11 protein-coding genes are annotated in these 11,678 nt (G+C 58.3%); 3 read left to right on the top strand and 8 right to left on the bottom strand.

All coding sequences use genetic code 11. The features are described from left to right. The first annotated feature begins 128 nt into the window (after positions 1–128). Both ACQZ5M_RS19985 and ACQZ5M_RS19980 read left to right on the top strand, forming a co-directional pair. Positions 129–833, top strand: a complete 705-nt coding sequence (locus ACQZ5M_RS19985; protein ID WP_296103118.1) for an HAD family hydrolase — start codon at positions 129–131, stop codon at positions 831–833. A gap of 68 nt (positions 834–901) precedes the next feature. Continuing rightward, positions 902–2,476, top strand: coding sequence for an FGGY-family carbohydrate kinase (locus ACQZ5M_RS19980; RefSeq protein WP_449080659.1), 1,575 nt, complete (start codon positions 902–904; stop codon positions 2,474–2,476). Positions 2,477–2,484: 8 nt separating this feature from the next. Here the strand turns inward: ACQZ5M_RS19980 and ACQZ5M_RS19975 are convergent, their stop codons facing one another. The 8 genes from ACQZ5M_RS19975 to ACQZ5M_RS19940 all read right to left on the bottom strand — a co-directional run bounded on the left by ACQZ5M_RS19975 (position 2,485) and on the right by ACQZ5M_RS19940 (position 10,442). After that, positions 2,485–2,673: a hypothetical protein gene (locus tag ACQZ5M_RS19975; protein ID WP_449080658.1), complete on the bottom strand. Its 189-nt coding sequence runs from the start codon at positions 2,671–2,673 to the stop codon at positions 2,485–2,487. Between the two features lie 232 nt (positions 2,674–2,905). Continuing rightward, a complete protein-coding gene (locus tag ACQZ5M_RS19970; protein ID WP_449080657.1) occupies positions 2,906–4,015 on the bottom strand; it encodes a pyridoxal-phosphate-dependent aminotransferase family protein in 1,110 nt (369 codons plus the stop codon). Continuing rightward, on the bottom strand, positions 4,008–4,796 hold the full coding sequence (locus tag ACQZ5M_RS19965; RefSeq protein WP_449080656.1) for an ABC transporter ATP-binding protein: 789 nt from the start codon (positions 4,794–4,796) through the stop codon (positions 4,008–4,010). Before ACQZ5M_RS19965 ends, ACQZ5M_RS19970 begins: the two co-directional genes overlap by 8 nt. After that, positions 4,796–5,602, bottom strand: coding sequence for an ABC transporter ATP-binding protein (locus tag ACQZ5M_RS19960; RefSeq protein ID WP_449080655.1), 807 nt, complete (start codon positions 5,600–5,602; stop codon positions 4,796–4,798). The genes ACQZ5M_RS19965 and ACQZ5M_RS19960 overlap by 1 nt, the downstream gene beginning before the upstream one ends. After that, the gene (locus ACQZ5M_RS19955; protein WP_296085845.1) at positions 5,599–6,429 is read right to left on the bottom strand and encodes an ABC transporter permease; all 831 of its coding nucleotides are present in this window, start codon (positions 6,427–6,429) and stop codon (positions 5,599–5,601) included. The genes ACQZ5M_RS19960 and ACQZ5M_RS19955 overlap by 4 nt, the downstream gene beginning before the upstream one ends. After that, positions 6,426–7,382 (bottom strand): ABC transporter permease, encoded by a 957-nt coding sequence (locus ACQZ5M_RS19950; protein WP_296085889.1) that lies wholly within the window; start codon positions 7,380–7,382, stop codon positions 6,426–6,428. The genes ACQZ5M_RS19955 and ACQZ5M_RS19950 overlap by 4 nt, the downstream gene beginning before the upstream one ends. Positions 7,383–7,416: 34 nt before the next feature. Then, entirely contained in the window at positions 7,417–9,024 is a 1,608-nt protein-coding gene (locus ACQZ5M_RS19945; RefSeq protein WP_296085891.1) for an ABC transporter substrate-binding protein, read from the bottom strand. Between the two features lie 212 nt (positions 9,025–9,236). After that, complete coding sequence (locus ACQZ5M_RS19940; RefSeq protein ID WP_449080654.1) at positions 9,237–10,442, bottom strand: AGE family epimerase/isomerase; 1,206 nt, start codon at positions 10,440–10,442, stop codon at positions 9,237–9,239. Positions 10,443–10,797: 355 nt separating this feature from the next. Between ACQZ5M_RS19940 and bcsN the strand changes: the two genes are divergently transcribed. Beyond that, positions 10,798–11,673, top strand: coding sequence for a cellulose biosynthesis protein BcsN (gene bcsN / locus ACQZ5M_RS19935; RefSeq protein ID WP_449080653.1), 876 nt, complete (start codon positions 10,798–10,800; stop codon positions 11,671–11,673). Positions 11,674–11,678 lie beyond the last annotated feature (5 nt).

Below are 11,678 nucleotides of genomic sequence, written 5' to 3'. Positions count from 1 at the left end.
CGGCGACGTCGCAAACTCAGACCTCTTCCGAACCCGCTTCGCTCATGCTCTAAACACATTGTGGGAAAAGGGTACCGCAAAGACGATCGAACTCTATCTGGACGATAAACTTATCGAAAGCTGACATCATGCCTACCGAAACCGGCCCCTTGGTGATTTTCGACTGCGATGGCGTGCTTGTCGACAGCGAGCCGGTTTCTGTCGCAGTGCTGATCGACATGCTGGCACGTCTCGGTGTCCAGATGACTGAGGAAGAGGCCTATCAGCGATTTCTCGGTCGCAGCCTTGCCAATATGACGGCAACGCTTTGGGAGGAATATGGTATCGAGACCGATATCGATTTTCTCGAACACATGCGAAGCGCCCTCTTCGAACGCTTTCGCCTGGAGTTGAAGGCGATTGACGGCATTGCTGAAACGTTGGACCGTCTCAACGTGCCGCGCTGCGTGGCCTCGTCCAGTCAGCCGGAACGCATCCGCTATTCTCTGGGCCTTACGGGTCTTATCGAGAAATTCGAGCCACATATTTTCAGCGCCACCATGGTGAAGAACGGCAAGCCGGCGCCAGATCTCTTCCTGCACGCCGCGCAAGAGATGGGTGCGGAGCCGGCCAATTGCATCGTTATCGAAGACAGCCCGGCGGGCATTGCCGCGGCAAAGGCGGCGGGTATGTGCGTTTTTGCTTTTACAGGGGGCTCTCACGCACGCTTCCCCGCGTTCCGTCAACAGATCGCAGCACTTGAGCCCGATCTCGTGTTTGACGCCATGCCGGATTTGGTTCACCTTGTGCGCGACCGAAAGGGCCGGCAGGGCTCAAGAGCAGAGGCTGGTTGACGTGCAGATAACGACACGGAACGCTTCTCTCCCGGTTTTCGGTAAAACAGGGATGGGAAACTAGCTTTATGCGCCAATATCTCGTTGCGGTCGATGTCGGAACAGGCAGCGCGCGCGCCGGGGTGTTCGATCGTCATGGCACAATGCTGTCCCGTGCGACCCATCCCATCCTTATGCAGAAACCGAAGGAAAACCACGCCGAGCACGATTCCGAGGACATATGGAGGGCCGTGTGTCTTTCGGTGCGGTCTTCCATGGCTGAGGCAGCGATTGGCCCTGCAAGTGTGGCCGGCATTGGTTTTGATGCAACATGTTCGCTTGTTGCGCGCGGCAAATCCGGCGAGCAAGTGTCGGTCTCAACCACGGGCGAAAACCGCTTCGACACGGTGGTCTGGCTCGATCATCGCGCCATTGCCGAGGCGGATTTTCTGACAGCATCGGGTCACCCGGTTCTGGATTTCGTCGGAGGATCGATATCCCCCGAAATGCAGATGCCGAAACTGATGTGGCTGAAGAAGCACCTGCCTGAAAGCTGGTCGAAAGCGGCCTATTTCTTCGATCTTGCCGACTTCCTCACTTGGAGGGCAAGCGGCAGTGCGGCGCGCTCCAACTGCACACTGACGGCAAAGTGGAATTTCCTAGCGCATGAGCAAGAAGGCTGGTGTCAGGATTATCTTGACTTTGCAGGTCTCGGGGATCTGAAAGAGCGGGCTTCGCTCCCTTCAAGCCCCGTCGCGCCTGGTCAAGCCGTTGGTGTTCTGTCGGCCAGGGCTGCCGATGAATTGGGGTTGGATACTGAGTGCCAGGTCGCAACCGGCATGATCGACGCCTATGCGGGCGCCCTGGGTGCGCTCGGCGGTAGTCTCGGCAACCATGTGGAAAACAATGTTGCGCTAATAGCCGGCACATCGAGTTGTCTCGTCGCTCTCACGCCCAAACGCATGCATGGTCGCAGTCTGTGGGGGCCTTACTGGCAGGCCGTTCTGCCCGGTCACTGGCTGGTCGAGGGCGGGCAGTCGGCAACGGGTGCTTTGCTCGACCATATCGTGCGCATGCATGCTGCGGGCGGCGAGCCGGATGCGGCGCTTCACCGTCGCATCGTCGACCGAGTCATGGCGTTACGGGCCACAGAGGGCGACGGGTTTGCCAACCGTCTGCATGTCCTGCCGGATTTTCATGGCAACAGATCGCCTTTCGCCGATCCACATGCTCGGGGCGTGATCAGTGGCCTCACTCTCGATACTTCTTTCGATAGCCTCTGCGCCCTATACTGGCGTACCGCCGTGTCGATCGCGCTCGGGACGCGCCACGTTCTGGAGGCGATGGAGAGTTTTGGATATCGCATCGCAACGCTTCACCTAGCGGGCGGGCATGTTCGTAATCCACTGTTGATGGAGCTCTATGCTGACACGACGGGTAAGCACGTCGTGGTGCCGCAGACCAGCGATGCCGTGCTTCTGGGAACCGCCATGACCGCCGCGGTAGCGGGTGGCGTGTATACGAGTTTGTCTGAAGCTGGCGCTGCCATGTATCCCGGTTATGAGGAGCGCCACCCGGATGGGACGCGCGCATCCGGCTATGAGCGCGATTACAGAAAATTCCTCGCAATGCATCGGCATCGCGAGGAACTGGATCGTCTCTGAGCGACGCTTCAGATCACCGGATAGAGCGACCAGAAAAACAGATCATGTTCCTGATCGCGATCACGCTGTTCAGCCTCGTCACGAACGGGGTGATCGTTTCTCGATCCGCTCTCGCTCTTTAGCTTTTCTTCCTGCGCCCGACGGCCGAGGCCGAAGAGATCGAAGGAAAGCATGTTGTAGCCTGCAACCATTTTCATTCCTCCAGTCACCGAACTTAACAATGTGTAAAGTTTCGCGTTTTGCCACGATTTCGTCAAGATTGCTGGAGGGATTCCTATATTAGAGCTGTGGACGGGAGAGAAAGATCCTTCCATTTGCAGCGTTACAGCTAGGGATTTTTTCTCGGGAGCATCAGCCGCCCCGCAGAGTCGGACCGCGTTATACGCCGATGAACGCGGCCTTTTGCATGTCCATCGGGCCGCCCGGGCTCTATTGCTTGGCGGCAGAAGAGTAGGTCTCATCTACCACCCCGATTGCCTTATCCACTTGGTTTGAATGTCCGTGGTGGCGCAGTGCGTGGGCGAGGGCTTTGATATTGGCCAGCACGGGCTCTTTGTTGGCGCGCTGTCCCGTATGGTTGAGGCGGATCAGATAGTCTGTTCCGGGGCCGACAGCGGCTGAGATGTCGGACCCATCGATTTTTGCCTGAGAGACGAGATCGGCGCGCTGGACAGCTACCGGGAGCTTGACTGCTGTGACGAGTGCAGAGGCTTCTTCGTCCGGCACCCAGAGCTCAACGCCGAGTGCGGTGAGAGCTCTTCGCGTTGCCGTTGCAGCCAGCCGATGTCGCTTCTGGCTGAAGTCTATGCTTTCCGCCTCCACACGATCCAATGCAGCTTCGAGCGCAAAAAATTCAAGCGGTGCGGGCGTACCAGGCAAAATCCCTCTGCCGGTATCGAGCCATTGTTCTTTTTGATCGAGAAGCGAGAGCATCGAACCGCGTGGCGCGTTGCCATGGTTCAGCATGGCCCAGGCGCGTTTGCTGACTGAAATTGCCGAAAGGCCTACCGGCCCAGCCAACGATTTTTGCGGACCGATCACGGCGATGTCGATGTGATCCTTGTCCACATCGAGACTATGCCCGCCAATCGATGCAACTGCGTCCACGACGGCAAGCACGCCTTTTTCCCTGGAGAGCCGGACAATCTCTTCCAATGGGTTGAGAATGCCGCTGGCGGATTCGGCGTGAACGAGAGACAGTACGGCAATATCGGGGTGTTGGTTAAGCTCCCTCCTGACAGCGTCTACCGTGATGGGACGCCCAGCTTCGGCCACGAGGTTGACGACCTCACAGCCGCCGCGCTTCAGCCAGTCCCCGAACCATGCGCCGTAGGGGCTGGTAATGATGTTGAGCGCTTTCAGTCGCGGCTGGGCCAGGCTGGTCGCCACCGCTTCCAGCGCGAGAACTGCTTCGGCCTGAATGAGGAGCACGTCGTTTTGCGTCTTCATCAATGCGGCCAGCCTGTCCGCGAGCTTTGCATAACGCTCTTGTGGGAAAGCTGGGACATCGAGCAGGTGGCTCCAATTGCGGTTAGACATGGTTCTTGTCCTGAAGTCGAAGTGTGGGAACGGCGGCAATCAATCGCTTGGCAGTGTCCGATTGCGGGCTGGAGATGATGCGGCCTGTCTGGCCATATTCGACAATCCGTCCGCTCTCCATGATCGCGACGCGATGGCATACGGCGCGAATGACGGCCAGATCATGCGAAACGAAAAGGCAGGAGAGACCGGTCTCGGACTGGAGCGACACAAGTAGCTCCAGAATTTGAGCGCGAATGGAGATATCCAGCGCCGAAACCGCCTCGTCCATCACGAGCAAGGACGGGCGGCAGGCGATCGCACGCGCAATCGCAACACGTTGCCGCTGGCCCCCCGAAAGATGAAGTACGGGACGTTTGGCCACGTCCGGGCTGAGACCGACGCGTTCCAGCAGCCGGGTGATTTCATAAGGTCTTTGACCGCTCGCCACAATGCGGTGGATGCGCAGCGGATCGCCAATTGCATCTTCCACCGTGGCGCGCGGATTGAAGGCGCCATGGGTATCTTGAAACACCATCTGCAGGCGGCGGCGAGCGGCTCTCAGTTCACGGCCTCTCAGGTTCAGCCAGTCCTGGTCCTCAAAGCGCACTTGGCCACTATCCGCCGGAGAGAGCCGCATGATGATCCGTGCGAGAGTAGATTTTCCGCAGCCTGATGGACCCGCAAGTCCAAGTGTTTCGCCCCGTTCCAGCGTGAAGGAAACATCGGCCAGCGCCTGCACTGCTCGGCCTTCCCATTCATATCGCTTCGAAAGATGGCTGGCTGAGAAGAACGGGGTCATCAGCCTGCACTCCCGATGAGCGGCGGACTGGTGAGGTCAAGATGAGAAGACAATAGACGTCTGGTGTAGACGCTTCCCGGATTGGGAAGCACGTCATATACTTTGCCGGCTTCCACCAAGTGGCCCGATTTGAATACGGCGATATCATCTGCGAGGTTGGAAGCGAGCGCAATGTCATGCGTTATGAAGATCAGCGTCATACCGTTGGTTTGAACCAGTCTGTCCAGCAGACTTGCGATGGCCGCCTGGGTTATCGTGTCGAGCGCGCTTGTGGCTTCATCCGCAATCAGGATTTTGGGGTTAGCGGAAATGGCAGCGGCGATGGCAACTCGTTGCCGCTGACCTCCGGAAATCTGATGCGGGTAGGTCGAGAGCAGCGCCTCCGCATGGGTTAGTTGTACCTCTGCGAGCAGATCGCGTGCATGATTTAGCGCCTGTCTGCGTGTCAGGCCGAGATGGCGTATGGCCGCTTCACACACCTGCTCGCGAATCGTCAGGACAGGATTGAGACTGGCGCCGGGATCCTGAAATACATAGGCGATATCGCGTCCAGGTGCCGGAAAAGACCCGTGTTTCGTCCTCACCTTCGCATCATTCCAGATCAATTCGCCGGTCGTTCTGGCGCCAGCTGGCAGCAGCCCTGCAATGCAGCGTGCCAGCGTGCTTTTGCCCGAGCCGCTTTCGCCGATGATGGCGAGCCGGCGTTTTTCTTCAAGGGTAAGCGACACATCGCTCAAGGCGGGTCCGGACGCGCCACGATAGGTGACGCCCAAGCCCTTGATCGTAAGAAGTGGCAATGGGCTCATTGCACACCTTTTTGGAATGCGAGCGCCTTGTTGATGCCCTCGCCGAGCAGATAGACCCCGAGAACCGTGGCAAGCAGAGCGATACCCGGAATAATTGAGAGGTAAGCAGCAGAGCGAAGCACGTTTCTTCCTTCCGCGATCATTCCACCCCAAGTGACGATATTCGGATCGCCAAGACCAAGGAAGGAAAGCGCTGCTTCCGTCAGAATGGCTGCTGCAACGATGATCGCGGCAAGTGCCATGACGGGCGGCACCGCATTTGGCAGGATTTGTCGAAAGGCGATTTCCATTGGATGCATGCCGATGGTCCGAGCGGCTGCGACATAATCCCGCTCGCGAATTGAGAGCACCTGCGCGCGCGTCAACCGCGCGGGATCGGCCCAAGCGCCGAGTGCAATGGCCATCACGACAATCGGCAGGGACGGGCCCACGGTGCTGACAAAGGCAAGCGCGAGCAGAAAACTCGGAACGATCTGGAATGCATCGGCGATCCGCATCAGTGCTTCGTCGACAATGCCTCCAGCAAAGCCCGCTATCGTGCCCATGAACGTGCCGATCAGAAGCGCCGCTGCTGCAGCGGAAAGACCGACGAGAAGCGAACTGCGCACGGCATGGAAGAGACAGGCAAGAACATCGCGGCCGAGCGTATCGGTGCCGAGCGGCAGGGCACGGTCGGTAAAGGGCGGGATCAGTGGAGCCGCGACGATGGAAAGCGGATCGTTGGGGAAGACAAAAGGCGCCGAAATGCCAGCGAACGTCACTGTGAGAAGGATCACGAGGCCGGCCACACCTTCTGGACTGCGAGATACCCGGCGAAGAATGGTCACGCCGCTTTCTCCCCCGCACCTATACGCGGATCGAGAAATGCGTAAAGCAAATCGACGATCAGGTTGACGAGGATGACGAAAACGGCGCTGACAAGGATGATGCCCATCAACAATGGCGTGTCACGCCCGGCGACCGCCTCTTGCGCCAGTCTCCCGAAGCCAGGGATGGCAAAGACGCTCTCGATGACGACGGAGCCACCGAGCATGGTAGCCGATTGGAGACCGAGCACGGTGAGAAGAGGAAGTGCGGCATTGCGCGCAACGTGGCGCAGCACCACCCGGCAACGTGACAGCCCTTTCGACTGAGCGAAGGCGACGAAATCCGTATGCCAGAGGTCCCCCATGGCGCTGCGCATCACGCGCAGGAAGAGGGCGAGGTAGATAAGGCCAAGGCTTGCAACCGGAAGGACGAGATGGCGCATGATGTCGAGTGCCCGCGCAAAACCCTCTTTGCCAGAGGCTATGGTTTCCAGCCCGGAGGTCGGGAGCCAGCGGAGCTTGACGGCGAAAACGAGCACAAGGACGAGGCCGAGCCAGAAGCCCGGAACGGCGTAAAGGGCCAGCGATGCAGAAGACAGTGCCCGATCCAGGAGGCTTCCGGGCCTTGAGCCAGCGGCAATCCCCAGTGTCGTGCCGAGGATGAACGACAGGAGCGTCGCGCTACCCATCAATAGCAGAGTGTTCGGTAGACGCTCCAAGATCAGCGAAAGGACGGGCCGATCGAAGGCGACCGACCAGCCGAGGTCCAGCCGGACGATCGATGTGACGTATAGCCACAGCCGCCAGAGGACCGATTGGTCCAACCCGTATTGTGTACGCAGAGTATCGCGAAGGCTTGCATCCCCGCCGCCTATGGAGACGAGATAGGCGTCAACGGCATCACCCGACGCATTCTCCAAAAGCAGAAACGTAAAGATCAGCACGATGACCAGCACTGGTACGGCGCTGATCATTCTGCGACGGAGAATGCGGCCTGCAACTGCCACTCTATTCCTCGATGGCGGTATCCGCCCAGTTCGAAACCGCCCATCTTGGGTTACTGGCAACGTTTTTCACCGTGTCGCGGGCAACGGTAATGAAGCCCCACTCTGCCACATTAATCAACGGCAGATCCTGTTTCACCTTCTGCTGAAATTCCTTGTAGAGCGCAGTACGCTGCTTTTCGTCGACAGTCTCCGCCGCCTTGTCGATCAGAGCGTCCAATTCCTTGTTTTGATATCCACCCTGATTGGAGAAGGGAACACCGGCAGGTGTTCCCGATTTCACCAGAATGGTTGTGGAAATGGCGGGATCGCCGCGAAAGACGGTCGGTGCTACGGCGAGGTCGAAGTCGTGGTCAGTGTAGACCGCCTTCTGATGAGCGGCAGCATCGTTGTTTACCTGTTGCGCATCGATACCGATGGCAGACAAAGCCTGGCGCAGATAGGCGCCGAACTGTTTGGTCTCATTGAAATAAGGCGCAGGCAGCAACTTCAGGGAGAAACGGTTCCCATCCCGACCGCGTGGATAGCCAGCCTCATCGAGAAGAGCGTTCGCCTTGTCGATGTTGAAGTCGTACAACGTGACGTCGGACGTGTAGAATTGCGACGCGTTCTTCGGCACAGGACCGGTGGAATTGGTCGCGTAGCCAAGAAACACCGTGTCGACCACGAGCTTCTTGTCGATTGCGTGAGCGATGGCTTGTCGCACCTTGAGGTCGGCAAGCTCTTTCCGGCGGTGATTGATTTCGACGACGAGTTGATAGGTCAAAGCCTCATAGCCATCGGCAATCACCTTGATGCCGGGTTCCTTGGAGATACGCGCAAGATCGGAAAGAGGAACGGCAGAAAAAGCGGCAAGCTGTATCTCCTCCGCTTCCAGCGCGGTTGCTGCGCCAGCGCGATCGGGAAGCACCCGATAGATGATTTCGCTGAGCTTTGGCCGACCCATGCCCCAATATGTCTCGTTGCGCGTCAGGCGATAATATTCGCCGGGCTTGTACTCGGCAAAAACGAAAGGTCCGGTGCCGACCGGTTTGTTGTTCAGCGGGTTGGTGGCGATATCGGTGCCGTCGTACAGATGTTTCGGCAGAACGCTGGTGACTACCGGCAGGGCATTGCGAATGAGCTGGAAGGGTGTAGGCTTTGAGAAGCGGAAAATTGCGGTGTGCTCGTCGGGCGTGTCGACGCTCTCAAGGTTGGCAAAGACCAGCCGTCCGAGGTTCTGCAGCGGTTTCCAGACGGACAGAGCAGAGAAGGCCACATCCGCCGAAGTGAAGGGTTTGCCGTCATGCCACGTCACGCCTTCACGCAACTTGAAGGTTGCACTCAGGCCATCCTGCGAGCCTTCCCAAGCGGTTGCAAGCCGAGGCTCAAGCCCATCTTTCCCGTTGTAGGACGCTTCCGCCAGCGGTTCGACAATCTTGCTGGAAATATAGAAGACGCCGTTGGAAGCGACGATTGCAGGGTTGAGATTTTTAGGCTCGGAGTCTGCCGCGACGACGAGGCGCTCGCCGCTCTCCTGCGCCCAGGCACGGTCGATGCGCATCAATGCTGTGGATGCGGTGAGCAGTGCCAGGGTCTTGAGCAGGGATCGGCGCGAAATCGGGGACGGCATGAAGGGCTCCGGATTGAGACGGTGGTTCTCGGTCGCATTTACGACCATGGCCACTTCAGTGTCCATGGGAAGCCGCCACATGGACAGCAATGTTTTCATCCTGCTTGAAACGAGGAGGATATTTCTTTTCCTCGCCCGCGGTAACGAAGCGAAATCATTCGCATTCATGCGAATGTCTGTCTGTTTCTGAAATATCGAAGAAACTGATAGACCTATCGCGGTTCCGCGGTCTTTGACTTCAATGCCTTCAATACTGCGTCGGCTTCGTAGATGGCGCAGACGATATGATAGAAAGTGCTTGCAGGCGCTGGCTCCTCGATCATTGGTGCATCGTCGGGCCATTTGTCGAACCACAGGCCGCGGATCTGTGTGTCGAGGAAGGGTTGAATTGCCACGACTGCCCGCAAGGCGGAGGTCAGATATCGATGCCGCTCCTCTCCTTCCGTCACACTCGCCAGTCGAATGGCCGCCTTGAGCCATTCCGTTTGCGGCCAGAAGCGGGCGAGCCGGTCATGCGGCGAGAAATCGTCCAGCAAGCTCATGACGGCGACTTTTCGCCGTGGGCAAATACCGTGACTTTCGGCGATCTCAAACAAGCGCTTGGCCGCTTTCACCGCATCGAAACTGTTGCGCAGGAGCCCCCAACGGGTAAGAAGCCACGCCCATTCGAATTGGTGGCCGGGCTCCATGATACGGCCGTCCTCACCAGAAGCCGGCATCCAGTCCTTATCGAAAAACTCTCGCAAGCCACCATTGCCCTGATCGATGAAGCGGCTCATGGCCAGATCGGCAATCTCATCGGCAACGGCTGTCCACGGGCCGGAAAGGTCGACTTTTTCCCAAGCCAGCATCGCCTCGAAAAGGTGCATATGCGGGTTGGAGCATAGGGGATAACGGGGGGGATTATCTTCCTCGAACCCCTGAACCGGATGGGCGTACTGCGCCTTCAAGAGTGACAGGATCAAAAGCGCTCGCTCGCGCATCTCGCCCTTTCTTTCGGGCAGCACTTTCGCGGTCTGGGCCGCTGCGAAAAGGGCAAAGGCCTGATTGTACAGATCGAACGACGGATCGATGAGTTTCCCAGACGCGTTCGCCAGGTTGCCGTATAGCCCGCTTTCCAAACGGTAGACCCTGTCAAACCACGAGAGGCCTTGGTCTAGGGCGCGTTTCCAGTCGCCGCCCCAGCCGTTTTCGCCCGCCGCCGCATAACAATAGGCCTGGCGCGGTTGAACGCGGGCGCGGCGATCATCTCCAAGGATAGGCCTGCCGTCCTGACCGACCCGTTCATGAAATCCACCATCCGGCTTTGCCGCTCCGGCCTCCCACCATAGAGGCAGGGCAGCCTCCTCCAGCCATCTGCGCAGTGCGGTAATTTCCTCTGTCAGTCGTGCTGTCGTGCTTAACGGTTGGTCAGTCATCCTGCTACGCTTTTTGATCCTTCATTTCATCATGCCGCACGATAGGCGATCATGGCGACGTTCAACAATTCCAAATCCTTCTGCACCGGCAAAGTTCCCGCAGGCTGTCGTAAAGCGTAGACTACAACCGCAGGCATAAGTCTCAACCCTCCATATTTAGGATTGCTAAATCGTAGGGCTCACGTATTTCGAAACGATGAACTGGTCACACGTGATTCGTTATGCTCGAACCTCGTTAAGGGGATATAGTGCAGGGGCGGAAAAGGCCGCTGCCGTTGCATCATTGTGTAGTGTGGCGTTTGCGCTTTCGGGCTGCAATACCCCAGCGGGCGTGCAGCAATCAGGCGCACCCAAAATGGCATCGCCGGAAGAGGCGTTGATTTTTCCACCACCTGGTGGTCCAGAGATCCTGACTGTTATCAATCGCAATTATTCCAATGCGGTCCAGCAGGATGTGATCCTGCGCTCGGACGCAACGACGCCTGGCCAGAATTACTTGAAAGTCCAGATTTTCGGGCCGCAAAAAGCCGAGGATACGGGAAAAGATGGGCTTTCGGAAAGCAGTCTGCGCGCTTCCTCGATCTCGCGCGAAATTCGGAGCGCATTTCCCGGTGTGGCCATGTCGATGTCCGCGGAATATCTCCAGAACAATTACGGCGCCTTTTCCTACGCCTCAGGCAAAGGTTATGGCGGTGACGCCTGCATATACGGCTGGCAGCAGATCCGCTCTGCGGAAAGCATGCGCCAGGGCTTCAAAAATCTGGGCCGCATCAACGTCACGTTGCGCCTCTGCCAATCTGGCGTCACCACCCGCGATCTTCTGGCTGTAATGTACAATTACACCATTACCGGCAATTATCTGTCCAGCAATTGGAACCCCTACGGTACGGCGCAGGGGCCTGACAGTGGACTAGGCCGCGCCGGCAATCCTGTCTATCCCGTGTCGGGTAGCGCTCCGATGTCGCCTGGAACGCAAACGCCCGCGGCGGCGCCAGTTCGCGCGGTGACAAGACCTGCCCCTGTTTCGGTGCCTGCGTCCAATTCGCGCCCAAGCCCGCCTCAGCCTCAGCCAGCACCTGCCGTGGTGATTCCCTCTCCCGCACGACCCACGGCAACCAGTGGCCGACCGGCGGATGTGGCTCCGCCAGCGCGACGTGTTGAAACGAAACGGATTGCCATCCCGTCGCCCGGCTGTGTTGCTGGTCAGACGAGCGGGCAAACCTGCAATTAACTGTT

The sequence above is a fragment of the Rhizobium sp. 22-785-1 genome (genome assembly GCF_053521965.1).
The sequence above is the reverse complement of the archived record's forward strand: the minus strand, read 5'-3'. Positions and strand labels throughout refer to the sequence as shown.